Raw genomic sequence first — 26348 nt, forward strand, 5'->3', positions numbered from 1 at the left:
CTATAAAGTTTTCAAAGCTTGTTTAATTAGTTGCTCAACCGAAAGGGTTCCCTCTGTCACTTTTAGTATCTGATCAATAGTTTTTTCGGCGGTTTGTTTGGCAAATCCGAGCATCACCAATGCTGATAACGCTTCATCTTTAACAGTATTGTGTTGAGGCATAGAAATTAATGAATCTGCCCCTTCTTTTTTCAGTTTATCCTGAAGTTCTAAAACCAGACGTTGTGCGGTTTTAGCGCCTAAACCTTTAATGCGTTGTATTAGTGGTAAATCCGCTTTAATAATTGCAGTTTGAATTTCACTGGGTGTGATAGAGGACAAAATCATCCTCCCGGTGTTGGGGCCAATGCCTGATACCGATATTAAATGTAAAAATAAACGGCGTTCGCCTTCATCAGCGAAGCCGTATAAGGTGTGTGCATCTTCTTTTACATGCAGCCAGGTATATAATTTGCACCTTTCCACATCGCCCAACGCACTGTAAGTATTTAATGAAATGTTGATATGATAGCCTATACCTCCGGCTTCAACCACCACATAAGCAGGGTTTTTAAAGGTCAATCTACCATCAATATAGGCGTACATGCAATATTACTTTTTAGTTGTTTTCCCAAATATACCTTTTCGTTTCGATGTTGCAATTTCTTCTTTTGCTTGCACATCTACAACAGCAATAGTAACCATATTAACAATTTCGCGTACGGAACTACCCAATTGAACAATATGAACAGGTTTATTCAGTCCTAACAGGATCGGACCAACTGCCTCGGCACCGCCAAGTTCTTGTAACAATTTGTATGCAATGTTTCCTGACTCCAGATTTGGGAATACTAAAGTGTTTGCCGGGGCATCAGCCAAAGTGCTAAACGGAAAATTATCCTGCAACAATTCGTTGTTGATGGCAAAGTTTCCCTGCATTTCTCCATCCACCACAATTTCGGGATGATTTTTATGAAGAATACTCACGGTTTCCCTTACTTTGTTTGGTGTTACCCCATCATTAGAACCAAAGTTTGAATACGATAATAAGGCAATGCGCGGTTTAATATTGAACTGTTTAACAGATTTATCAATCAATAAAGTAATATCTACTAATTCTTCTGCAGTTGGATCTACGTTTACTGTGGTATCGCCAAAGAAAACAGGGCCTTTTTTGGTCATCATCATGTACATCCCCGCAACACGTTTAACACCTGGTTCAACACCGATTACCTGCAAGGCAGGTTTAATGGTAGCGCCGTAATTTTTGGTCAAGCCCGAAATCATCGCATCAGCCTCGCCAAATTCAACCATCGATGCACCGTAATAGTTACGGTCTCGCAATAGCTTTGTCGCATCGCGCATAGAAGATACACCCTTACGCTGGCGTTTTTTGAAAAGAGCTTCAGCGTATTGTTTGGTCTTTTCCGGATTCTGCATCTGATCGATGATCTCCACTCCCCCAAGCTCTAAAGCATGCTCGTCGATAATGGACTGTATTTTCTCTCTATTACCCAATAGGATAGGAATGGCAATATTCTCATCTTTTACAATCTGGGCAGCTTTTAAAATTTTATAATTATCAGCCTCTGCAAATACCACCCGTTTAGGATCCATTTTCGCTTTGGTTGTTACCGCTCTCATAATGGCATCATCCAATCCTAAACGTTTCCTCAGTTCTTCATTGTAGGCGTCCCAATCGGTAATATTTTTTCTGGCTACACCACTTTCTATGGCAGCTTTTGCCACAGCCGTTGATACTTCGGTAATTAACCTGAAATCAACAGGTTTTGGAATGATATAATCACGCCCAAATTTTAGGTTGCGTGCATTGTAGGCTAAATTAACTGCTTCAGGAACTGATTTTTTGGCCAATTCGGCAATCGCCTTAACCGCAGCAATTTTCATGGCTTCATTAATACTGGTTGCCCGTACATCAAGCGCTCCACGAAAAATATAAGGGAAACCCAGTACATTATTCACCTGGTTCGGATAATCAGAACGGCCTGTAGCCATAATCAGATCTTTTCGGGTTTTGATCGCCAGCTCATAGGCAATTTCAGGGTTTGGATTTGCCATGGCAAAAACAATTGGGTTTTTGGCCATGCCCATTAACATGTCAGGAGAAATGACATTTGCTGCCGAAAGTCCGATAAATACATCGGCCCCTTTCATGGCTTCGCCGATATTAGCAATATCCTTCCTGGTGGTAGCGAAGCTCATGCGGATATCATCCAGATCGGTACGGTGGATATCAATCAACCCATTGATATCGAACATCACCAGGTTTTCTTTTTTAATGCCTAAGCTCAGGTACATTTTAGAGCAGGAAACCGCAGCAGCACCCGCACCACTTACCACAACCTTGATCTTATCTATTTTCTTCTTTTGTATTTCGCAGGCATTTAATAAGGCTGCACCAGAAATAATGGCTGTTCCATGCTGATCATCGTGCATTACCGGGATATTCATCTCCTGTTTTAAACGACGCTCGATCTCAAAACACTCCGGGGCCTTAATATCTTCCAGATTGATTCCTCCGAAAGTTGGCTCCAACGCTTTAACGATTTTTACAAAATCATCTACATTTTCGGTATCCAGCTCCAGATCAAAAACATCAATATCGGAGAATATTTTAAACAAAAGGCCTTTGCCTTCCATTACCGGCTTACCCGCCTCAGGGCCGATATTGCCCAGCCCTAAAACGGCTGTACCATTACTGATTACTGCAACTAAATTACCTTTGGCGGTATATTTATAAACATCCTCTGTATGGTTTGCTATCTTTAAACAAGGTTCTGCAACTCCCGGAGAGTATGCGAGGGTTAAATCCCTTTGCGATGTTGTTGGTTTAGTAGGTACTACCTGTATCTTTCCCGGACGGCCTTGCGAATGGTAATCCAACGCATCTTGCTTTCTATTCGTATTACTCATTAAGTAACTTATTAGTGACGGCGCAAAGGTACAATTCTTTTTATGAGGCTTAAAATAAAATGCCGTTCAAAAAAAGTTAAATGAGATACGGAGATAACCGGAATTCACCTGAAAAACAGGTTAACTGAGGCCTCAGGTTCAAGATTTTAAATTAGCCCTTACTAATTTTAAGGATCATCCCAACCTGCAAGCCTGCTTTTAACAAATTATTATCTTTTCTGATACTTTGAACGGTTGCCCCGTCAAACTTCTCCGCAATTTCTGATAAGGTATCGCCCGTTTTTACTTTGTAACTTAAAAACGATGATGGCGCTTTTAATGGTTTACGGTTTTTGGCATAAATCTTCAATCGTTGTCCGGGTACCAGGGTTTTGCTTTTTAAGCCGTTCCAAACCCTTAAATCCTGAACTTCTACACCAAATTTATCAGCTATGGTGGTTAAACTTTGTCCTGAAGCAACCCTATGATAAACTAGAGCGGATGCGGTTACGCTTTTATTCTTTTGCTTTCTCAAATCCCGAACATCATCTGTCCTGGCAGCCACCACTTTCATATCAACATCTAATTCTTGGTTGTTCAGCACCTCGTAAATCCCTGCGTAATCGATATCCCTTAACTTTGGCATTACAATTCGTTTAGGTTCATCGTCTGTGCCGTTAACAATTTTTTTCTTGTAGGAGGGATTTAAAGCCATCATAGCCGACTCTTCTATATTAAGCACTTTGGCGAGGGTAGCCAAGGATACAAAACGGTTAGTCTGCACCGTATCTGTTTTCAGGAACATATTGGAAGCCTGTGCCGTAATCTGGTGTTTATGGGAATAATTCATCACATAAACCGCAGCAATAAAGGCCGGTACATAATTTCTGGTTTCCTTTGGTAAAAACTGCCTGATTACCCAAAAATCTCTTGATCCCGCTTTATCAATGGCCCGGTTCACATTTCCTTTTCCGCAATTATAAGCGGCAATAGCCAGCAGCCAGTCGCCGAGTTCTTCAAAAGCATCTCTGAAATAGGCAGCGGCAGCATAACTGGCTTGTATCGGATCTTTGCGTTCATCTACAAAATTATCCATCTTTAAGCCATAGGCTTTGCCTGTACCAAACATAAACTGCCAGATGCCTGTTGCGCCTACTCTCGAAATAGCATGCGGATTCATCTGCGATTCTACAATAGTAAGATATTTTATTTCCTGCGGAATATGATAATCCTTTAAGGCTTTGTCAAAAATCGGGAAATAATAGCTTGATAAACCGATCATTTTACCAAACATATCCTTACGCCTGGCATAAATATCGATATACTGCTGAACGTATTCGTTATAAGGAAGGGGTACCGTTTTAGTAATAGAATCTAGCCTGAGTTTGTAGATAAAGTTTTGCCCCATGCTCAATGGGTTTTCCGAAACAACCGGTACGGCTACGGTATCGGTATTGATGAAGATGTTGTTGCGAATCTTTGGTAAGCTATCCAGTTTGAGCGTTTGCTGCGCAAAAGAGCAAGAAACATATCCTAAACAAGCGCAAATTGAAGCAAAAAGTAATTTTTTAATCATGGGCTATTGGTTCAAATTTTTATTAACCATGGCTTGTATTCCAACAATCCTTTGTACAAACTCCCTTTTCTTTCCAAATATAGGAATTAAGCGAAATCTGCGAACCTCCCAGACCATGCCTGGAAAACAGTTAATAAAATGTCACGCCATACTCAACCGTAATGCTTTTGCATTAAAACTGCTCGTATTTAAATGACAATAAAACTATGATAAAAATGCCTGAGAAAAAGCTAAAAGCTTATCTTCCTCAAAATGTTTGGCTGTAAATTGTATACTTAACGGCAAACCTGCAGTATTATTGCCTATTGGCAAAGCAATTGCCGGATTTCCACTTAAAGAAGGTAGAACGGTAAAAATATCGGCCATGTACATCACCAATGCATCCTGTAGATGGTCACCTATTTTAAAAGCTGCTGTTGGTGCCACAGGAGAAAGAATCAGATCATAATCCTGAAACAAACCATCCATTTTTTCCCTGATTAACCGACGAACCTGCTGTGCTTTTTGATAATAAGCATCATAATACCCTGCACTTAAAACAAAAGTACCTAAAAGGATACGACGTTTAACTTCTTCGCCGAAGCCCTCGGCGCGGGATAATTTATAAAGTTCATTTAAGGATTTCGCTTCGAGGTTACGGTATCCGTAATGAACGCCATCATAACGCGAAAGATTTGAAGAAGCTTCGGCCGTTGTTAAGATATAATAAGCCGGAACCAGATAATCCAACAGATCAAAAGAAACATACTCCACAGTATGCCCATCGGCCCGGAGCTGCTCAATTGATTTTAGAATAGCGGATTTGATTTCAGGGTCAAGCGCCTCGCTTTCAATGGTTTCTTTTAATACCGCTATCTTATGTTTTTGATGTTTATGCAACTGAACAGGATAATCAGGCACTGCAAGAGGGGAAACAGTAGAATCATACTCATCCGCGCCGGCTAAAACCTGTAAAAGCAATGCCGCATCTTCAACTGAAGAAGTAATAGGTCCAACCTGATCAAAGGAAGAGGCATAACCTATTACTCCATATCTTGAGATACGGCCATAGGTGGGTTTAAGGCCAATCTGTCCGCAAAATGCAGCTGGTTGCCTTACTGATCCACCGGTATCAGTACCCAGGGCAGACAAACACATATCGGCCTGAACGGCCACTGCCGAGCCGCCTGAAGAACCACCTGGAACCAGTTCTGGATTTGCCGCGTTTTTGACAGCACCAAAATATGAGGTTTCATTAGAACCGCCCATAGCAAATTCATCACAGTTTAATCGCCCAATAATAACGGCATCTTCCTGTAATAAACGTTGCACAACTGTAGAAGAATATGGAGATACGAAGCCATCGAGCATTTTTGATGATGCTGTAACGATGTGACCTTCATAACAGATATTATCTTTAATACCAATTACCATCCCTGCAAGTTTACCTGCAGTGCCATTTTCTATTTTTTGCTGTACTGCTTTCGCTTGAACCTCAGCCGACAAAAAAAACACCTCATTAAATGCATTGAGGTGTTCATTATTTTCAATTTGCTTAAAATAATAAGCCAATAAATCGGGTAAAGTTAATTGCTTTTGCGAAATGAGTGTTTGAATCTCTTTCAGAGAGCTGTACTTCTTCAAAACCAAAAATTATTGCAATTAAACAGTTTTATCACGGTTAGATGGATCCACCTGCTCTCCATCAACACCATCCTTACCATCTTTAAATTCTTTAACACCTTTACCTAAACCTCTCATCAGTTCAGGAATTTTTTTACCACCAAATAATAACAATACCACTACCGCAATAATGATAATTTCTGGTGTTCCAAGCATTGCTGCTATTGTTGTATTTAACATAACTTTTTGTTTAAACTTTTTCTTTGTCGGTTATAATTTTTTCGTCAGCAGGTTTAGTTGCTTCAGTATGCGTTGTACCTGGCGTTACCTTTTCATCAACAGCTGTTTCTTCTGTTGGATGATGACGCTGACTGTGGTTTACCGCTGTTTCTTCTGCCTCTTCCTTATCCAGATCCATCGCATTGATATTTCTATGGATCTCACGTTTTACGCCATCAGAAGCATCTTTAAACTCCCTGATCCCTTTCCCCAGTCCTCTCGCCAGTTCGGGTAATTTTTTACCGCCAAACAACAAAAGAACCACCACTAAAATGAGTACGATCTCCGATCCACCCATGTTTAAAAACTCTAATAACGTGCCTTGATACATCACTAATATAATTTATACAAATATAGACATTTTAAAAACTATTCTTTTATTTACTGATCCAGGCTTCCGGATTTAAAGCCGCCTGCCCTCTTCTGATCTGAAACTTTAGAACAGCATCATCACCGGTATTGGCAACAACCCCAATGGTTTGTTTAGTATCAACAGAATTACCCACACTCACACTTACCGATTTTAGATTCTGGTATACTGTAAAATATTCACCATGGTTGATCAGAACTACCGTTCTACCCATCACTACCTGAACAGCGGCAACTTTACCAGCAAATACGGCCCTGACTGCGGCACCATCTGTTGTCGTAATGTCAACCCCATCGTTGGTATAACTGGCCTGATCTAACTTGTGCAGACCAAACCTTTCGGTTATTGTTCCTGTTGCTACAGGCCAAGGTAACCTCCCCCTGTTATTTTCAAAGCCTGCCGATAGTCTGGCCGTTTCCGGGGTTGCCGTCAACAATTCCCCGGTCGATTTGGCTTTAGCAGCTGGTGTACTTGGAGTTGCGGGTGCAGGTTTGTTTTCTGCTTTGGCTTTAGCTGCCGCAATTCGTGCTTCTTCTGCCGCTTTCCTTCTCGCTTCTTCCGCCGCCTTTCTTCTCGCTTCTTCAATGGCCCGCTGAATTGCTGCACTGATGGCCCGGTCTATCTGCGCCTGCTGTTTTTTACGGCTGTTAATATCCTGTCTAAACTGTTTTTCGTCTTTGCTCAGCTTATTTAATTCTACGGATTGTTTACTTTTATCTTTACTTAAACGTTCACGTTCTCTTTCCTGCTCTTTTAAAAGATCGCTTTTCTCTTTGAGTGTTTTATCCAACACCCTAATTTTTCCGTTAAGATCTTGCTTCGTACTTTCAATATATCCAGCCTGTTTTTTACGGTATTGACTAAATTGCTGTAAATATTTTATCCGTTTGTACGCCTGGTTAAAATCCTTTGCTGCAAATATGAACATCATTTTATCATACGAATTCCTGTTTCGCTGGGCAAAACGGATCATGCCTGCATATTCTTTTTTAAGATCGCCTAACTGACCCTGCAGAGTATGTACGGTATTTGTGTTCTGAGAGATTTGGTTATCCAGATTTTTTATTTCAGAGTTAATGGTACCAATTTTATCCTGGCGCAACCTAATCTGGGCATTTATGGTATTAATCTGCTGTATGGTAAGCTTTTTGCCATTAGCAGTTTTATTCAAATTCTTTTGAAGCTGTTCGATTTCGCGTTGTATAGCTTCTTTTTTCCTTCTGAGCTGGCTTTCAGTTTGTGCAACTGCCGAAAAAGTTAGCACACTTAAAAAAAGGATAAGTAGGAGTTTTTGTAGCTTCATTAAGCCAAAAGTATAAAAATTTTACAGGAAAAAGCACTAAAATTGAGATACTAAAGTCATAATCACTTATTACAGAACCATCTTCACTTAATCTTCATCACATGCAAGGCTTGCCTGATGATTATCAATATCCACCAGCAATTATTGTTATTTCACAACCGTAAATCTCTTTGGTACATTAAACGGAAAATCAACCGGAACATTGCCATCAATTTTTACATATTGGAGGTCGATATTGATGGTTTTCGCTTTAGATAGCGTTTTGATCTTCAGCGCACCCGGAAATAAAAACTCGTTTAATTTTTGATAATCAGTATAAGTAACTTTTAAAGCCTGACCATTGTTAGCATCATTTAAATTGGTTTCAGCAACTTTAAAAAGTGTGTTAAAAAGTAGCCTGTAATCTAACGCTGATTTGCTTCCGGAAACTACCCAAACGCCATTTTCCTGTTTAATATCCGATTCAGCCGTTAAAAACTCGCCCATGGCATTCCCGGTCAAAATGGATTGCAGCGTATTAAAATTAACCTGTTTGTTGGTAAAATTGTAAATATAACTGAACGGTTTTTTGAGGTACTCGTTTTTCATCCGGTTCATGATCCTGATACTATCAGGCGTAATTAAAGCACGTGCCACCTCTGCCATACCACCCAATGCCGTAATGCTAACCCAAATGGTTTCTTTGTCTTTTAATTTGAAATTCATGGTTACATCATTCGCATCGCCGGCAATATCCAGAGTTGCTTTTGCTTTAAGCGAAAGGGTATTAAATTTAAGTTGTTTGCTATTTAATAGCGCTAAGGCCTCTGCTTTAGAATTATCCGTTTTAGTTTCGGTTTTTGTAGGAGGAGCTACTACAATTTCTTTTTTAGGTTTACATGCCGAAACAAAAATTACCGCTCCCAACAGGAATAGACTATTTAAAATATTTCTTTTCATTTATCTTTTTAATTAATACTTCTGATCTGTTTCCGGCCTCTTTTGCTTTTTGCCATTGGACTAATGCAGCATCCTTTTCACCTTTCAGGAAAAGTATATCTCCATATCGCTCCAGGTAAACACCATTTTTAGTACTATTGTTTTGCAATGCCTTTTCGATCCAGGTTTTCGCCAGATCATATTTTTGCTGTTTAAACAGAATGAAAGCATAGGTATCTGCAATTGAGGGATTATTCGGCATGGCAAGTGCAGCTGTTTCGGCATATTTAGCTGCCTTTGTTAAGTCGTCATTTCTTAAGGCCAGATAATAGGCATAATTATTCATAATGAGATAATTATCGGGCTCTATTGCAATAGCTTTATCAAAGGCGCTTTTAGCTTGCCCAAAATTGTTTTGATTAATGTACACATCACCCTGAAGTGCATAAATTTGCGCTTGCAGGCTTTTATTCTCTACATCTAACTGTGAAGAGGTTTTCAAATTGTTTTGGGCAGCCACATATTCGCCGGTTTTAAATTGGGCATAAGCCATATAATAATATAAACTGGCCTGATTGGGATAAATACTTAATGCCTCATCGCCAACTTTTATGGCTTCATCATAGTGCCCAAGCAATGTTTGGATGTTAATCACCTGTTCCCAAATTACATAAACCTGCTCGTTAAGCTTCAAAGCAGCCTGATATTGGACCAATGCTTCTTTTAAATTGTTTTGCTGATAAAGTACGTCGCCATAAAGTGCTAATGCTTTTGCTTCAGCCGGGTTTTTCTCTGCAACCAGCTTACTCAGTTCAGTTACGTTTTTAGCAACAACGGGCTGGTTTAGTCTGGGGAAAAGTGCGGCAACAATCTTCACTTTTTCTGTGAGCGGCATCTCATTGCTTTGGAAAGCCAGTTTTAAGGATGAAAAGGCTTCCTCATCATTTTTCTGTCTATGGTAGATATCGGCCAGAGCGAGGTTTACCTCAAAATTATTCGGGTCCAGTTGCTGTGCTTTGATCAATACCTTTAATGCTTCCGGATCGTTCCCCTTCTGTAAAAGTAAACCTGCAGCATATAAATAGTTCTTTACATCGGCCTGATTACCTTCCAACAATTTCACAATGTCACTCTCGGTAGTATTGCCATTAGATTGCAGCCGCTTCCTGGCATTTGCCAAATCCCTTGACTCCCCAAATTTGCCCTGAATTTCTTCATAGGTTTTTTTGGCAGCATCCAGCTGATTGGCTAAAAACTGGGCATTGGCCTTATCAAAATAATAGGCATCGTTTTTAGGATCAAGACGGATGAGTTGGTTAAATACCCCGATTAGTTCAGGCATATTATTACTGCGTTTATAAACTTCCCCAAGTAAACGCCAGTACCATAAATTTCCGGCGTTTATTTTTATGGCCTGTTTAATATGTTGTTCAGCTTCCAAAAGCTTATCTAAACGCAGATCTGCATTGGCCAGTTCGAAATGAGCAGCATGATTATTAGGATCTAACCCCACAATTTTATTGAAATGGATAGCGGCCTGAAGATAATTTTCAGACATTTTCTCCCGAAGACCCGCAAAGAACAACTGCTTTACCATATTGCTATCGCGATTGTTACCTGGTGCAACCGTTCCCTGCCCAAAAGCCTGGATGCTCACCAAAATGGCTCCGATAAGAAAATGTATTTTATACCTCATTATCTAAAAATTACTGCAAACTGTCAACTCCAAACTGAAAACTATTTTCCGGTATGTCCGTAACCGCCTTCTCCGCGAACCGTTTCACCCAGCTCAGTAACCGGCTGCCAGCTCACGGTTTCGTGTTTGGCCACTACCATCTGGGCAATCCTGTCGCCATTAACAATTTTAAAATCCGTATCTGATAAATTTACCAATAAAACTTTTATTTCGCCACGGTAATCGGCATCTATGGTACCGGGTGAATTTACAATACCGATGCCATGTTTATAGGCTAGCCCACTTCTTGGTCTGACTTGTGCTTCGTAACCAACCGGTAACTCGATAAACAAACCTGTAGGCACTAATAGCCGTTGTAACGGCTTAAGTATGATATCCTCTTCGATAGCGGCTCTTAAATCCATTCCTGCTGCATGTGCAGTTTCGTATTTCGGTAGCGGATGCGCTGATGTATTGATGATTTTTATTTCCATTTACTAGATATGAGATTGGAGATGTGAGATTTTAGATAACTGTTTCTAACGATTTACTTTTTTAATATTTTCACAACATTATTCTTTTCGGAATAGAAAATACCCAGGAGAAATAAAACTAAAATACCGTTTCCAATATAAATATTGCGTTTAAACACCCAAAAAGATAAATATACCATTACAATGGAAACCAATATATATGTACTCATTGCTTTGAGTTTATAAGGTATCGGGTAATGCTTTTGTCCGAGTAAATAAGAAATGACCATGATAATGAAATAGGCAAACATGGATACCCATGCCGAACCCATATAACTAAATTTGGGAATCAGGATAATATTCATGATTATGGTAAAGACTGCACCTACTAAAGAGATATATAAGCCATAGCGTGTTTGGTCGGATAAACGATACCATACTGACAGGTTCATATAAATGCCTAAACAAACGTAGCCAAACAATAAAAATGGAACTGCATTGAGCCCAACCCAATACCTTGAATTTATAAAATATTTGATGATTTCAATGTTCGCCGTTAAACCTACAAAGAGAATAGATAAAGCGAGTACAAAATAATACAGGATATTGGCATAGGTTTGCTTTGCATTGGCATTTTTAGCATGACTAAAGAAAAAAGGTTCGGCACCTAATCTAAAAGCCGTATTAAAAATACTAATAAAAATGGCCAATTTACATACAGCTCCATAAATACCTACATCGTGATTGGCAATGCTTTCTGGCAGGTATTTACCTAACAAAATTTTATCTAGGTTTTCATTAATGATAAATGATAGATTAGCAACAAGTACAGGCCAGCTATAACCAAGCATATTATTAAATAAGCTTTTGGTAAACTTAAACTGAATTTCTAAGAACTGTGGAATAAGCATCAGCATGGTAACTAAACTTGCGATCAGATTGGCTACGAATACATAACCCACCCAACGACCTTTATACCATGAAGTGAACCATCCGCTCATTATATCATGTTTGATGAGGAATGGGATAACGTAAATGAATACCAGATTTAAGCCCACAAAAGTACCTATATTCAGAAACTTGATTAAACTATATTTTAATGGCTTTCCATCTGCTCTTAATTTGGCGAATGGAATTACACTGATCGCATCCACAAATAAAATCCATGCGAAATAATGTACATAAGATTTTTGATCGGCCAATTCAGCTATGTTCCCGTCCAAAGTATACCTGGCCAGATAATCAGAAAAAATTAATGCGGTAATTAAAAATAGGGTTGATATAAATGCAATTACCAGGAAACTATTGTTATAAACCTCCTGTTTGCGATCTTCATGTTTGTTTAGGTACCTGAAAAAAGTGGTTTCCATGCCAAAGGCCAAAATTGGATTGATAATGGAAACATAACTGAACATTTTGGTAAAAACACCATAAACGCCAGGAGCGAAAACACCGGTATAAACTGGCGTTAAGATAAAATTGAACAACCGCGAAAAAATGGTGCTAACACCATAAATCATGGTTTGTCCAAGAAACTTTTTATATACAGACATTTAGTATCTAGATAAAAGTATCAGGTATCAAGATTATACACCGATAGCGAACTTGATACAAAATACTTTTTACTTTTTAAAGATTTCAAAATTACGATAGTTTTTTACTTCGCCATTGCTTACCTCCACATTTTCGACACGCGATCGGTCAGGCCCTTCATGGCACCAGTTTACAAATTCTTCCAGAAAAACGTCCTCGCCTTCTGCTTCGATATAAACCGATCCGTCTTTTTCGTTCCTTACAAAACCATTTACCATCATCTGGTTGGCAATAATCTTGGTGGTTTCTCTAAAACCAACGCCCTGCACTTTACCTGTTACTTTTATATTGAGGTGTTTCATTTTTTGTTGTAAAGTTGAAATTTAGCCGTAAAGGTAAATGAATTATCACAATTCTTAAGCAACTGCTAACGACCACATCAAAACCGATTGAGAGATGCTGTTCATAAATGGCAGCAAATTTTGCTGAAATTTAATCGCTTTTTGCTTTAAAACTGTTAAATGTGGGTGATATCAACAAATCCCAAGATCAACTGTCATATGGCTCTAAAGTCGCGATTTAGCCTTTACGATTACATCTTCACCAAACAGTTAGCATTACCCTTTAAATAAAATTATAATTAGACTGGTTATCATTAACACTAATTTTTCCGGAATAGGTTAACATTTAAGTAATTTGAATTTTAAAACGGGAGATAATAATGAGTGTACATATAGGATTGATGATCTGGAAGGAAATGAAGACCAAAGAGATTCCCATTTCCATATTTGCAAAAAAAATGGCCATTAGTAAAACCAGGGCGCAGGAAATCATTAACAGTTCTACCTTGGATGTTTCTCTACTGGCTCATGTAAGTGAGGTGCTGGGCTACAATTTTTTTAGTTATTACGAAAAAGGCAAACTATTCTCCGAGCTTAGTAAAAAGGAAACACAAGCATCAGCAGAAGAAATTAAAAGATTAAAAAGCCTGCTGAGTGAGAAAAACAAAACGATTGAACTTAAAGACAAAATGATCCAAAATCTTTCGCATACTGTTTCCTTACTCGAAAAAGTCCAGTACCGTTAATTTGGGAGGTTTTATAGTGATTTTGATTTTATTCGGATTTCCTAAAATAAACCACTGTATTGTTAGATACACTTCGATCTAACTATCCCATTCGTTTCGCAACTGGGTGAGCCGGCCTGTTGTGATTTTAAATTCCTGCCATATTTCTTCCAGGATAACCCTCGCAGGCTTGATTTCTTTCAGCATTGCTGAAACCTGACCAATTTCGAGTTCACCGTTTTCTATATCGCCCTCAAACATACCCAGTTTCGCTTTCGCATGTCCCAGGAGTTCTGACAGCTCATTCCGTGTTGCTCCTTCAGCTTCTGCATGGGCAACAGCATCGGCAAATTCATTCTTCAATAACCTTACCGGAACCAGCTTTTTCATCGCTAATTTAGTTTCGCCTTCAGCAGCAGCAATAATTTTTTGTTTAAATGCATCGTGAGCAGATGATTCTTCAGCTACGGCAAAAGCCGAACCGATTTGTACGGCATCGGCTCCCAATGCAAATGCAGCCAGCATGGCTCTTCCACTCCCAATACCTCCAGCTGCGATGACCGGAATTTCGACCTTCTCTTTAATCAGCGGGATTAAACACATGGTGGTGGTTTCTTCTCTCCCGTTATGTCCACCCGCCTCAAAACCTTCGGCAACAATCGCATCAACACCAGCTTCCTGCGCTTTTATGGCAAATTTGGTATTTGCAATAACATGAACGACGATAATACCCCTTTCTTTTAAATAACTGGTCCACGTTGCCGGATTACCGGCAGAGGAAAATACAATTTTAACCTGCTCTTCAGTCACCACATCTATAATTTCCTGAATGTTAGGATAAAGCAATGGAATATTCACACCAAAGGCCTGGTGAGTAGCTAATTTACATTTTCGAATATGCGATCTTAAAACTTCAGGATACATGGAACCTGCCCCGATAATGCCCAGGCCTCCGGCATTGGAAACCGCTGAAGCCAGTTTCCAACCGCTACACCAAACCATTCCAGCCTGGATAATTGGGTATTTAATATTGAAAAGTTTACAGATGGGGTTCATAGGTCATTTATTTTATAAATGATGGGCCAATTATGGAGTATTAATTTATGCTGAAATAATTCTATATAATTCTAAATTAAGAAAATAGTGACCTTTGCCTAAACTTCTTTTTTCAAGAATCCCCATCTCTGTTAATCGTATTAAAAAGATTGAAACCGAGATTTTGCACATTAAAAATGTTTAGTTTTAGTGTACAAAGATCAAGTAACCTCAAAATTATGGGCGAAATAAGTTTATACTTTAAAAAACTCTTTTTTTAAGGTTATTAGAAAATGAATAATTCTTAAATCAATCGCTCAACCCGGACACTCTCAATTGTAAAATCGGCCGACAGTTGGATTAAATTCAATCCCGGCTTTTTGCCAGCTTCTATTGTTCCCATTTGCTGATCAAGCTCCAAAAACTCTGCTCCGTTTATGGTTGCCCAGTTTAACAGCTTTTCAAAAGGAACCTGTTTGTATTTCTGCAATGTCAGCATTTCTGACAGAATATTAAGATGGTGGTTGCTGGCCAAACTATCTGTTCCCAAAGTGATTTTTAATCCTTCATCCATTAACAGGTCAACATCAGGCAAAGCATTTTCGATATATAAGTTGGCTTGCGGACAAAGGCACCAATATAAATCGGGATTGCTTCGTTTAGCAAATTCAATATCAGCCTTATTCGTAACCGTATTATGTACAAGTAAGGTTTTTTGTTTTTTAATATAAGGCAACCAGGTTTTTAATGAGGTTTTGTTTGTTGGATCAAAAAAAGTAATATCCATTCCTAAAAACTTATAAAGCTTTAAAAAACCACCTGTTTTACTTTCAAAAAAAGCATTTTCATCGCTAGTTTCCTGATTGTGTACACTAATAAATGAATTTGATTTTTCAGCTTCTTGCCTGATTAATTCGAATAGTTTAGGTGAAACAGTGTATGGCGCGTGTGGAACTATCGTTGAAGGCAGAGGTTTGAAATCTTTTTTGATTTCCTTTAGATGTTCTAATACCGCATCCGCACGTTCAGGATTAAAACCTAAAGCCTCTATAAAAGTATGATAATAAATCTTACTTGTTTCTTTTACCTTTTTGGAAGAAATTTGGTTGGAAATATCGCCAACAGCAATAATTCCATTATCAAACATCTGTTGATCGGCTTTTCGCAGTGCTAAATCGATCTGTTCGGCATCGCCCTGTCTGCTTTTAATAATATGCTGCACAAATTCTACCAAACCTGTTCGCTCAGGAATTTGGTCCAACATGTGCGATAATTCTAAATGACAATGGGTATTTACAAAGCCTGGAACAATTGCGCCCTTATACTTAATGATATCCAAATCAAGGTTCACCCAATCTTTTTCGGCTAAAACCTCTTTTATTTCGCCATCGGGCGTTATTGCAACCACTCCATTCTTAATTGGCGGGGAAGAAACAGGAAATACCCAATCAGCTGAAAAGTATTTTAACATACCGCAAATTAATGGAATAATCGGGGCAAATAAAATATTTTCCTGGACTGCTTTATTTAATTATGAAGTGAATTTTAAATTACTAATCGAAGAACAGTAGTACTGAGAAAAAAAGAGCCTCCTATCGGAATCGAACCAATGACCTACTGATTACAAGTCAGTTGCTCTACCAGCTGAGCTAAGGAGGCTTTAATCGGGCTGCAATGATAGAAAAAATTCTTCACTTTTAAAAATTGAAAATTATTTTTCTCCGCTGTCAATCGACCTGCTGTTGAATGTTAGCATCCCACAGCTAAAAGGAACTCGGGAATGTAGTCCTGATAGTCATAATTCTACTATAAAGATTTTAAAATCCGGAAAGTGGTAACATCCGGTGGCAAAAAAGCGCCTTAAACCATTGATGATAATAACAAATGAATGCAAACTTGTAGTGCTTCACCACAGAGTGTAGACATCCTCCACAATCTAAAAAGGTTGGCACAAAAACAATTAACTGAAAATCAGGTCTTTAATAAAATAAATTCATTTGGCATCATTATGAAACATTAGCAAGTATTGTTACACAAATTAAATTTTAAAATATATACTATGAAAAAGTTCGTTTTAGCAGCTACAGTATTAGCATTAGCAGGATTCTCAACAGTAAAAGCAAGTGAAGTAAATACAACCAAAAATACTGCAATTGTCGCAGTTCAAGATAGCGCAGTAAAAACTCCGGTTAAACTGGAAGAATTGCCTGAGCCGGTAACCACCGCATTAAAATCCGATGCTTACAAGGGTTGGACCGCTACCGAAGCCTGGTCAGTTAAAGAAGGTACTAAAGAGTATTATTTAATCAACGTAAAAAAAGAAGCAGAAACCGGATCTGTTAAAATCGATAAAGACGGTAAACCTGTTCAATAAATAAAAACAATTAGCGCTCTACAATTAACAAGTATTTAACGTAACAGAGGTTACAAAACATATTTAAAACACAATATCATGAAAAAGATCATTTTAGCCGCTACTTTAGCATTCGCAGGATTCACAGCAGTACAAGCAAGTGAAGTAAATACAATCAAAAATGCTGTAATTGTTGCAGTTCAGGATAGTGCAGTAAAAACTCCGGTTAAACTGGAAGAATTGCCTGAGCCGGTGACCACCGCGTTAAAATCTGATGCTTATAAAGGATGGACCGCTACCGAAGCCTGGTCGGTGAAAGAAGGTACCAAAGAGTATTATTTAATCAACGTAAAAAAAGAAGCGGAAACCGGTTCTGTTAAAATCGACAAAGACGGTAAACCCGTTCAATAAATAAGGACAATTAGCGCTCTTAATTAACAAGTATTCAAAGTAACGATAGTTACTAAACATATTTAAAACACAATATCATGAAAAAGATCATTTTAGCCGCTACTTTAGCATTCGCAGGATTCACAGCAGTACAAGCAAGTGAAGTAAATACAATCAAAAACGCTGCAATTGTTGCAGTTCAGGATAGTGCAGTAAAAACTCCGGTTAAACTGGAAGAATTACCTGAGCCGGTAACCACCGCATTAAAATCTGATGCCTACAAAGGATGGACCGCTACCGAAGCCTGGTCGGTGAAAGAAGGTACTAAAGAGTACTACCTAATCAACGTAAAAAAAGAAGCAGAAACCGGTTCTGTTAAAATTGATAAAGACGGTAAACCCGTACAGTAACCCAAATAATTACATCTACCTATAATAAGAAAGCCAGATTATGTCTGGCTTTTCTTATTTTTGTTATATGGCGAGAATCCTGATTTTAGAAGACGATACTACATTTGCTCAAATACTTGATGGTTTTTTAACCAAAAACGGTCATGAGATTACCCTTGTAACACAAGTAAAGCAATCACTTAAGCAAGTTGAAACCAATACGTTCGATTTACTTTTAATCGATTACCGCCTGCCGGATGGAACCGGATTTGAAGTGCTTACCCACCTTCGCGATTTGGGTCTTTCTATTCCATTAATTATTATGACCAGCTTTAACGATGTTCGTACAGCGGTCAAATCTATTCAGTTAGGTGCCTTTGATTATATTACCAAGCCTGTTAATCCAGATGAGCTATCAATGGTGATTAAAAATTCTTTAACCAAGAAGGATTTAAAAAGCATTGAACCAAAAGAGGTAAACAGCGATTTTATAAAGGGCAAAAGTGCCATTGCCGATAAACTGTATGAGCATATTAATTTAGTAGCACCTACCGACATGTCGGTAATTATACAGGGCGAAAGCGGCACAGGAAAAGAATTTGCAGCCAGAACCCTGCACCAGCAGAGTAAACGTGCCGATCGACCTTTCGTTGCTATAGATTGCGGTGCATTATCCAAAGATTTAGCTGCCAGTGAATTATTCGGACATGTTAAAGGCGCATTTACCGGGGCATTAAATGATAAAAAAGGCCAGTTTGAGGCTGCAAATGGCGGAACTTTGTTTTTAGATGAAGTGGGCAACCTGAGTTATGAGGTGCAGATCAAGTTGCTCAGGGCTTTACAGGAAAGGGTGATCCAGCCTTTGGGCAGCACCAAACAGATTCCTGTTAATGTCCGTATCATCACGGCTACCAATGATGATCTGGCCAATAGTATTCAACAGGGGGAATTCAGAGAAGATTTATATCATCGTTTAAATGAATTTAAAATCCAGCTTCCGCCATTACGGGAAAGAGGTGGGGATTTAGAGTTGTTTATCAGCCACTTTATAACTTTATCTAACCGAGATCTGGGCCGAAATGTTAAAAGTATTTCCCCCGAAGCAAAAGCATTATTGTTGAGTTACGATTGGCCAGGAAACCTACGCGAGCTAAGCAATGTGATTAAACGAATGGTCTTATTAACACAGGGCGACGTTGCTCAAATTAACGCATTACCTGATGAAATGATGATTTCTGTCCGTCAGCAATCGGCCCCAGGCAATTCATCCGATCTGAAAGCTGTTAATGAACAGAATGAAAAAGCATTGATTACGGAAACGCTGATCAAAGTAAGATATAACAAATCAAAAGCGGCAAAAATCTTAAATATCGATCGCAAAACGTTGTACGCTAAAATGGAACGCTACGGGATAGAGTAATTATTCGGCATTAGCGTAGTCGATTTTTTCTATAAAGGAAATTAAATCATCCAATGCTTTCATCTGTAATAACACTTCAGATTTAATATTTGCTGTTAATCCTTTTTCGTTTATTTCCATTTCCAGAATTCTAAAGGCATTTGCTAATGTTTTAGCGCCCATCTGCGCTACACGCCCGGCAAGGCGATGAACCAATAACCTGCTTTTATCCCGATTGTTCTCATCCAGGTATTTTTTAAGCTCAAACGCATCATCAATCGAATCTTGTTTAAAACGATTAAGGATTTTCTCCAAAAGCTCCTGATCGCCAAAGGTCATCTTTTCAATAGAAGAAAAATCAAATTCAGGCTGGTGATCTGTTAAGATCTCTGTTTTATCAAAAATAGAGAGGATATCAACTGCCCTAAACGGCTTCATAATTAATCCATCAAAGCCCTCGCTTAAAACCATTTCGCGCTCTTCAGGCAAAACCTGGGCAGTAATGGCATAAAATTTAACATGTTGCGGTAGCTTCTTTTTTAATAAGTGACAAAGTTCAAAGCCTGTCATTTCAGGCATACGCATATCAATCAGAACATTCTTCAAATCAGGATCGGGTTCAGTGTGAAGAATATCGGCCACCTGGGTAAAACTTTTGTAAGGAACTTTATTTTTTTGAAAAATCATTCCGCATAAATCCAGGATCAGCTTATCATCATCAATAACCCATACAGTACCGGGGTTTACTATGGCATAGTGTGTTAAGTCTAAAGCATCGTTTACACGCTCATTGGTATTTTCATATTTGATATAAATATTAAACGTAGTGCCAATGCCCCGCTTACTTTTCACATAAATCCTTCCTCCCTGTGCTTCAATCAATGATTTAACGATGGGCAGGCCCAAACCGGTACCAGTAGGATTAATCACATACTTTTCAGGAGATTCTATCTGCTCAAATTCATTAAATATCTTAGGAATATCTTTTTCTTCGAAACCAATTCCAGTATCCTTTACGGTAAAATGAAAGTGAAGATCATTTCCTTGCCTTTTGTAAGATACCGCAAGCTTAATCTCTCCTTTCAAAGTAAATTTTACCGCATTCCCCAGTAAGTTAAATAAAATCTGCTTTAGCCTGAAAGCATCGCCTTTTACAAATTCAAGTTCGGCAAGATCAAATGCTGTATTCAACTGGAGTAACTTCTGCTCTGACAATGGCCGCATAACCGAAACCACTTCATCCAAAGCTTTTTGGATATTAAATACCTGATTGTTAAAGCTAAACTCTCCTGAAGTAATCCGGTTATAATCCAATACCTCGTTTACAATCTGAAGTAAATGAATGGATGATTGATAAATGGCATCGACATCTTTTTTATTCGGTACGTCCTGTTGAGTAATCAGTTCGGCATAACCCAAAATAGATTGTAAGGGAGTTCGGATTTCATGGCTCATGTTTGACAGAAACCGCTGTTTTGCTTTACCATGGTATTCGGCCTCATCTTTAGCCAGTTCCAATTCTCTTCTATATCGGTTGCTCTTTGTAATATCTGCCATAATCAGATACAGCAAAATAACCGTTAACAGAAAAAAGATAATGATAATGGTTGTGATCTGCGTAATTCCATCATTAACCACTTCCTTTGCCTGGATGCCGTTCAAATCTACCTGGGCTACAGCCTGTCCTTCAACTTCTCTTAAAATCTGTAGTATTTTGGCCGTCAAAGCATTGGTTGCACTCGATAAATCAGCTTCCCGTTTTAAAAATTTCTGGCTTTTCTGACGTTGTTCCTGTTCGATATTTTTTAACGAACCCGTCATGCTTTTCATGATACTATCCTCGGCCTTTGCATTTAAGGTATCACGTTTAACTTTGAATTCTTCGTTGATAATTTTATAAACATCAGCTTTTTTCTTGCCAAAAAGTTTACTCAAGAATCCCCGCGATTTTTGTTCCTCTTCAGGTGCAACGGTAGTGGTTGATGTGGTTGTTTCGGTGGTTAATACCGCACTGTCTGATTGCCTGCTGCGTGTAGCTACCAGCTCATTTAATTTCCGAACCTCCTCTGAAAAAGATTTGGTGTTCACTAGTGTTTCTCTTACTTTGAGATAATTCACAAATTGTTTATCACGTTCGGACAATAAACTTTTAATCGATTTTATCCTGGCCAATTGGGCAGAATCACCCCGGTACAATTTACGCAGTGTATCTAAACTTGATCTTAACCTCCGCGATTCTTTAAGAAAACTGTAGCTACCCTGTTTGTTAAAAGCCTCATCGCGCTGTAATTGGTCTAACCTGGCTATCTTATGCGAGAGATCATTAACGATCCTTAAACGATCGTTTGGTGCAGAAATTTCTTCAACGGTATCCAGCATCCGTGTAAAGGCAAACTTACTGATACCCCATGCTAAAAGCAGCGCAAAACAGGCGAACAAAAAACCGATGATCACTTTGCTTTTGATTGCCCGGAAGAATCTTTTCTGAATAACAGCCGCCATTGATTTAGATTGTATAGGTTATCCCTTATCATAACGGTTTAACCTTAAGAATTGATATGCATTTATCTTTTACAAATAACATACCACAAGAAAAATTGATTAAAAAACTTTAATTTTAGTCGCCTCAAAAAACAAACCATTAACCGTATCGACCGCCTTTTCGGAATGTTAACCCTGCTTCAATCCAGAAAATATATTACTGCGGAAAAAATTGCGGAAAGGTTTGAGATAAGTGTTCGCACCGTTTACCGTGATATTAAAGCATTAGGCGAACAGGGAATACCGGTAAGTTTTGAGCAGCATAAAGGATATTATCTGGTATAGGGTTATTTTCTGCCTCCTGTTTCTTTTAACATGGACGAAGCAAATGCCTTGCTACTGGTGGAGAGTTTAGTAAATGGAATTGCTGATAGTGCTATCCGTATGCATTATTCTACCGCTTTAACAAAAGTAAAGGCGGTATTAAAAACCGGCCGGAAGGAAAAGCTCGAAACTTTACCTCAACATTTTAAATTGACGATTCCGCAGAACTTAAATTTTAATTCCGAATACCTGTCGATTATTCAGCATGCCATTGCTGAAAAACACCTTATTATAATGCCTTAAAAACTTAGGCATACCTTTCAAGAAAAACACAACACATGCCACTAAGTGACTATATGCATTTGCTTGCGGTAAATGATGTAAAACATTTTCTACGCTGCCATAGGGTTGTCAGTAAGCGGTATTTTCTTTGCGTAAACAAACATTAAAAATCATGAGCATAGCTGATTTATTACTGATGGAATTACACACGGCAGAAAAAACGAAACCGAAAAATATGGAAATTATCCGTTTATTGTTGAAAGAATTGGAGAGTGAAATTAACCTCACCAAAAAATTCCTGGCTATTGTTCCAGTAGAAAAATTTGATTGGGCACCCCATGAAAAAAGTATGAAAATGAAATCTCTTGTCGTTCATATTACTGATCTGCCGAGTTGGGTTTCTTTAGCCTTAACTACCGAAGGACTGGATTTCGAAACAGCACCTTATGTAGAAAAACCTATAGAAAATGTTGGTGACCTGGTTAAAACTCTGGAAGAAAATTATAACAAAGGAAAAACAGAATTGGAAAATGCAACAGACACAGATTTAAATGGCCGTTGGGTTTTAAGGATGGGAAAACAGGTTCTGGTCGATTATTCTAAATATGAAACGATCCGCCACACCATTAGCCAAATCATTCACCACAGGGCGCAATTAGGCATTTATTTAAGATTACTCCATATCCCAATCCCAGGTAGTTATGGCCCGAGTGCCGATGATCCGAATTTTTAAATCTCATCATTCAGAACAGGTTATCGAAACCTGTTACGTTTGCTAACCTGTTCGCTTAGAAAGCCTCGTTTATTCTTTTGTTGCCGGTATGGAATGAAGAATGAATAACATAATTTATTTCCGTAAAATTGCAGTATGAACAATAATGCTGCAACCCGTTTAAATAAATTTATTAGTGAAAGTGGATTGTGTTCACGCCGTGAAGCAGACCGCTATATTGAAAAGGGAACAGTTTTCATCAACGGAAAAAGAGCTAAAATTGGCGATCAGGTTTTTGCCGGCGATAAAGTGATGGTAAACGGCCATCATATCGAACCTAAAGAAGAAAGTAATTTCATCCTTCTCGCTTTTAATAAGCCTGTTGGGATTACCAGTACTACAGAAGGCAGTGTACGTGATAATATTGTTGATTATATTAATTACAGTGAAAGAATATTTCCGATTGGCCGGTTGGACAAAGATTCATCTGGCCTGATCTTCCTCACCAACAATGGCGATATCGTTAACAAAATTTTAAGGGCAGGAAATAAGCATGAAAAGGAATACTTAGTTACGGTTAATAAGCCAATTACCGAAGATTTTATCTTTGAAATGAGTAATGGCGTTCCCATTTTAGGCGTAAATACCCGCAAATGTAAAGTACGCCAGATTAGTACGTTTGTTTTCAATATCATCCTAATCCAGGGTTTGAATAGACAAATTAGAAGGATGTGTGAACATTTTGGCTACGAAGTAACCAAACTCGAGCGTACACGCATCATGAATATCAATCTTAAAGGTATCCCAACCGGAGAATTTAGGGAACTTACCGAAGAAGAGATGAAGGCCCTTACTAAAAGTGTAGAAAATTCATCTTCAGAAGCTAAAGCTAAAACAAAAAGCGCTGCCAGAAAAAAATCAAATACCTGGGAAGAAATTCCAGAACTGGAAGAAGAACAGCCAAAAAAAGTGTTCAAACCTAAACCCAGTCCTCAAAAATCTACCGGCAAAAAAGCAGCTGGTCATTCAGGTGCAAAATCTGCTGGCAAAAATAATAGTGGCAACAGGAATTCGAAACCCGCAAAAGGTAAACCTTCAGGTAAGTCAAACACGAGAGGTAGAGCAAGATAAGCCAATTAATTGTAAAATTTGGCATCTTGCAGGCACCCTCAACCTTCTACCTTTCTGCCTTACACCTTTTTTAACTACCTTTGCAACAAATGGTAACAGTTAAAAAAATCGATATCCGTGCATTAGATCTGCCACAATTGCAACAACACCTTACCGCAATGCAGCAGCCTGCTTTTAGGGCCAGGCAGATTTATCAGTGGCTTTGGGAGAAATCGGTTACAAGTTTCGAGCAAATGAGTAATCTTTCTAAAGATCTTCGTAAAGTATTGGATGAAAATTTTGCCATAAATGCGGTGCAGGTGAACAACTCCCAGTTTAGTAACGACCATACCATTAAAAATACTTTTAGGTTAGCAGATGGTAATATTGTTGAAGGGGTGCTCATCCCGTTAGAAGATCGTATGACTGCCTGTGTAAGTTCGCAGGTGGGCTGTAGTTTAACCTGTAAGTTTTGTGCTACCGGCTACATGGACCGTAAGCGTAATTTAAATGCTGACGAAATTTATGATCAGGTAGTATTGATTGATCAACAGGCAAAGCAGAATTATAACAATCCCCTTACCAATATTGTGTATATGGGAATGGGGGAACCGCTTCTAAATTATGCCAATGTTTTAAAGTCTATCGAACGAATTACTGCGCCTGATGGCCTGAATATGAGCTATAAGCGTATTACCGTTTCTACTGCCGGTATTGCCAAAATGATCAAAAAACTGGGCGATGATGGTGCTAAATTCAACCTTGCCTTGTCGCTGCATGCTGCTGATGATAAAAAGCGTAATGAAATCATGCCTATAAATGAGGCAAATTCTCTAAAATCGCTGGCCGAGGCTTTAAAATACTATTTCGCCAAAACCAAAAATCCGGTAACTTATGAGTATATCGTTTTTAATCATTTTAACGATGAAATTTCGGACGCCATAGATCTGGCTAAATTCTGTAAACATATTCCCTGTAAAGTAAACCTGATTGAATATAACCCGATTTCTTTCGCCGACTTTACCAATGCGGAGGGCGATAAGATTGATGCTTTTTCTAATTATTTAAAAAGTCAGGGGATTAATACCAACATCCGCCGTAGCCGTGGTAAAGATATTGATGCCGCTTGTGGGCAACTGGCAGTCAAAGAAGAAGCGAATGCTTAAGCCGTCTATTACAATATTCTTGATATAATCGTTTTCATTATCGAGCGCAGTTTCCGGTGCATTTAGGTTCGCTCCGGTCCTGATGTACGCTTTATCGGAATGTAAGATGGAAAAGGGACGATGGAACATACCCTGCGGAGATCTGCGTGATCTGCGGGACAAGCCTTAACCTTTCTAATTCCTGGATAATTCGAAGAGCCTCTGTTTTTTCTGGAGCGCATTTTCAGGTGCGCATAGGTTGGCTCCGGTCCTGCTGTACGCTTTATCCTTTTGAAAATCTTACTCTCTGAACAATCTTTTCCTATCCAAAAGGGATGCCGCTCCCATCAGGGCTATCGTGAAGGGTAAGATGGAAAACGGATGATGGAACCTACTCTGCGCGGATCAGCGTTTTCTGCGTGACAATCCTTTGAGTCTTTACCATTTATGGTTAAAAGAGCGTTTGATTTTTTTAGGAGCGCAGGTTCCTGTGCTTGTCGGTAGGGTTCCGTCCTGCTGTTCGCTTTATCCTTTTGGAGAAGTATCAAAAAGATGATGAAAATTCTTTAAACCAAAAGGGATGCCGCTCCCATCAGGGCTATCGTGAAGGGTAAGATGTAAAACGGATGATGGAACATACTCTGCGGAGATCAGCGTTTTCTGAGGGACAATCCTTTCAGTCTTTTACCACTTACGGTTAAAAGAGCGTATGATTTTTTGGGAGCGCAGGTTCCTGTGCATTTAGGCTGGCTCCGGTCCTGCTGTACGCTCTATCCTTTTGGAAATCTTACTGTCTGAACAATCTTTTCCTATCCAAAAGGGATGCCGCTCCCATCAGGGCTATTTAACCCGGGACAAAAATTAGAAGATGGGAAAGCCGGAAAAATCTAAAACGGATGATGGAATGCTCTCAGCGGAGATCGGTGTAATCTGCGGGATACAAGCTTAGCGCCCTAACGCCGTAATGCCGGGAAACCGCGCTATGCACTGCGCGCCATGCTCTATGCGCTGCGCTCTGCCCATAAAACAAGAAAGCCCTTC

Annotated in this window: 25 protein-coding genes and 1 tRNA gene; 10 read left to right on the forward strand and 16 right to left on the reverse strand. The window is 38.9% G+C overall.

What is annotated here, in order from left to right:
* From ruvA to QZ738_RS09960, 12 genes are all read right to left on the reverse strand, one after another.
* Positions 1-585 (reverse strand): Holliday junction branch migration protein RuvA, encoded by a 585-nt coding sequence (gene ruvA, locus QZ738_RS09905; protein ID WP_293787053.1) that lies wholly within the window; start codon positions 583-585, stop codon positions 1-3.
* 6 nt (positions 586-591) lie between these two features.
* Positions 592-2913 carry an NADP-dependent malic enzyme gene (locus QZ738_RS09910; RefSeq protein ID WP_293787055.1) on the reverse strand — a complete coding sequence of 774 codons (2322 nt, stop codon included), beginning with the start codon at positions 2911-2913 and terminating at the stop codon, positions 592-594.
* A gap of 151 nt (positions 2914-3064) precedes the next feature.
* Positions 3065-4468 (reverse strand): lytic transglycosylase domain-containing protein, encoded by a 1404-nt coding sequence (locus QZ738_RS09915; protein WP_293787057.1) that lies wholly within the window; start codon positions 4466-4468, stop codon positions 3065-3067.
* A gap of 204 nt (positions 4469-4672) precedes the next feature.
* The gene (gatA, locus tag QZ738_RS09920) at positions 4673-6091 is read right to left on the reverse strand and encodes an Asp-tRNA(Asn)/Glu-tRNA(Gln) amidotransferase subunit GatA (RefSeq protein ID WP_293787059.1); all 1419 of its coding nucleotides are present in this window, start codon (positions 6089-6091) and stop codon (positions 4673-4675) included.
* Positions 6092-6109: 18 nt separating this feature from the next.
* Positions 6110-6310, reverse strand: coding sequence for a twin-arginine translocase TatA/TatE family subunit (locus tag QZ738_RS09925; protein WP_029287719.1), 201 nt, complete (start codon positions 6308-6310; stop codon positions 6110-6112).
* Positions 6311-6320: 10 nt separating this feature from the next.
* On the reverse strand, positions 6321-6680 hold the full coding sequence (locus QZ738_RS09930) for a twin-arginine translocase TatA/TatE family subunit (protein WP_293787063.1): 360 nt from the start codon (positions 6678-6680) through the stop codon (positions 6321-6323).
* A 46-nt stretch (positions 6681-6726) separates the two neighbouring features.
* Positions 6727-8022: a peptidoglycan DD-metalloendopeptidase family protein gene (locus QZ738_RS09935; protein ID WP_293787065.1), complete on the reverse strand. Its 1296-nt coding sequence runs from the start codon at positions 8020-8022 to the stop codon at positions 6727-6729.
* Between the two features lie 147 nt (positions 8023-8169).
* Complete coding sequence (locus QZ738_RS09940; protein WP_293787067.1) at positions 8170-8961, reverse strand: DUF4292 domain-containing protein; 792 nt, start codon at positions 8959-8961, stop codon at positions 8170-8172.
* Complete coding sequence (locus QZ738_RS09945) at positions 8939-10636, reverse strand: tetratricopeptide repeat protein (protein WP_293787069.1); 1698 nt, start codon at positions 10634-10636, stop codon at positions 8939-8941. The genes QZ738_RS09940 and QZ738_RS09945 overlap by 23 nt, the downstream gene beginning before the upstream one ends.
* A gap of 41 nt (positions 10637-10677) precedes the next feature.
* The gene (gene dut / locus QZ738_RS09950) at positions 10678-11109 is read right to left on the reverse strand and encodes a dUTP diphosphatase (RefSeq protein WP_293787071.1); all 432 of its coding nucleotides are present in this window, start codon (positions 11107-11109) and stop codon (positions 10678-10680) included.
* 53 nt (positions 11110-11162) lie between these two features.
* Positions 11163-12641 (reverse strand): lipopolysaccharide biosynthesis protein, encoded by a 1479-nt coding sequence (locus QZ738_RS09955; protein ID WP_293787073.1) that lies wholly within the window; start codon positions 12639-12641, stop codon positions 11163-11165.
* A gap of 69 nt (positions 12642-12710) precedes the next feature.
* Complete coding sequence (locus QZ738_RS09960) at positions 12711-12983, reverse strand: acylphosphatase (RefSeq protein ID WP_293787075.1); 273 nt, start codon at positions 12981-12983, stop codon at positions 12711-12713.
* 359 nt (positions 12984-13342) lie between these two features.
* Here QZ738_RS09960 and QZ738_RS09965 point away from each other — a divergent pair, with 359 nt between their 5' ends.
* Entirely contained in the window at positions 13343-13708 is a 366-nt protein-coding gene (locus tag QZ738_RS09965; protein WP_293787077.1) for a hypothetical protein, read from the forward strand.
* A 78-nt stretch (positions 13709-13786) separates the two neighbouring features.
* Here the strand turns inward: QZ738_RS09965 and QZ738_RS09970 are convergent, their stop codons facing one another.
* The 3 genes from QZ738_RS09970 to QZ738_RS09980 form a co-directional block, all read right to left on the reverse strand.
* Positions 13787-14743 carry a nitronate monooxygenase family protein gene (locus QZ738_RS09970; protein WP_293787079.1) on the reverse strand — a complete coding sequence of 319 codons (957 nt, stop codon included), beginning with the start codon at positions 14741-14743 and terminating at the stop codon, positions 13787-13789.
* Positions 14744-15026: 283 nt separating this feature from the next.
* Complete coding sequence (locus tag QZ738_RS09975) at positions 15027-16193, reverse strand: amidohydrolase family protein (RefSeq protein WP_293787081.1); 1167 nt, start codon at positions 16191-16193, stop codon at positions 15027-15029.
* Between the two features lie 115 nt (positions 16194-16308).
* Positions 16309-16381 (reverse strand) — tRNA-Thr (locus QZ738_RS09980).
* A gap of 400 nt (positions 16382-16781) precedes the next feature.
* Between QZ738_RS09980 and QZ738_RS09985 the strand changes: the two genes are divergently transcribed.
* The 4 genes from QZ738_RS09985 to QZ738_RS10000 all read left to right on the forward strand — a co-directional run bounded on the left by QZ738_RS09985 (position 16782) and on the right by QZ738_RS10000 (position 19274).
* Positions 16782-17096 carry a hypothetical protein gene (locus QZ738_RS09985; RefSeq protein ID WP_293787083.1) on the forward strand — a complete coding sequence of 105 codons (315 nt, stop codon included), beginning with the start codon at positions 16782-16784 and terminating at the stop codon, positions 17094-17096.
* A gap of 78 nt (positions 17097-17174) precedes the next feature.
* The gene (locus QZ738_RS09990; RefSeq protein ID WP_205057711.1) at positions 17175-17486 is read left to right on the forward strand and encodes a hypothetical protein; all 312 of its coding nucleotides are present in this window, start codon (positions 17175-17177) and stop codon (positions 17484-17486) included.
* 77 nt (positions 17487-17563) lie between these two features.
* Entirely contained in the window at positions 17564-17875 is a 312-nt protein-coding gene (locus QZ738_RS09995; RefSeq protein ID WP_090982910.1) for a hypothetical protein, read from the forward strand.
* Positions 17876-17942: 67 nt separating this feature from the next.
* Complete coding sequence (locus tag QZ738_RS10000; RefSeq protein ID WP_293787087.1) at positions 17943-19274, forward strand: sigma-54 dependent transcriptional regulator; 1332 nt, start codon at positions 17943-17945, stop codon at positions 19272-19274.
* On the opposite strand, the gene QZ738_RS10005 is transcribed toward QZ738_RS10000, so the two are convergent.
* A complete protein-coding gene (locus QZ738_RS10005; protein WP_293787089.1) occupies positions 19275-21755 on the reverse strand; it encodes an ATP-binding protein in 2481 nt (826 codons plus the stop codon). It abuts the gene before it with no gap.
* 165 nt (positions 21756-21920) lie between these two features.
* Here QZ738_RS10005 and QZ738_RS10010 point away from each other — a divergent pair, with 165 nt between their 5' ends.
* From QZ738_RS10010 to rlmN, 5 genes are all read left to right on the forward strand, one after another.
* Entirely contained in the window at positions 21921-22079 is a 159-nt protein-coding gene (locus QZ738_RS10010; protein WP_367268581.1) for a helix-turn-helix transcriptional regulator, read from the forward strand.
* 30 nt (positions 22080-22109) lie between these two features.
* The gene (locus tag QZ738_RS10015; protein ID WP_293787091.1) at positions 22110-22361 is read left to right on the forward strand and encodes a hypothetical protein; all 252 of its coding nucleotides are present in this window, start codon (positions 22110-22112) and stop codon (positions 22359-22361) included.
* Between the two features lie 151 nt (positions 22362-22512).
* Positions 22513-23073, forward strand: a complete 561-nt coding sequence (locus tag QZ738_RS10020) for a DinB family protein (protein ID WP_293787093.1) — start codon at positions 22513-22515, stop codon at positions 23071-23073.
* 135 nt (positions 23074-23208) lie between these two features.
* Complete coding sequence (gene rluF, locus QZ738_RS10025; protein WP_293787095.1) at positions 23209-24183, forward strand: 23S rRNA pseudouridine(2604) synthase RluF; 975 nt, start codon at positions 23209-23211, stop codon at positions 24181-24183.
* Between the two features lie 89 nt (positions 24184-24272).
* Positions 24273-25328, forward strand: coding sequence for a 23S rRNA (adenine(2503)-C(2))-methyltransferase RlmN (gene rlmN, locus QZ738_RS10030; protein WP_293787097.1), 1056 nt, complete (start codon positions 24273-24275; stop codon positions 25326-25328).
* Positions 25329-26348 lie beyond the last annotated feature (1020 nt).

This window comes from uncultured Pedobacter sp. (assembly GCF_913776295.1).
In the GTDB taxonomy this organism is placed as follows: Bacteria; Bacteroidota; Bacteroidia; order Sphingobacteriales; family Sphingobacteriaceae; genus Pedobacter.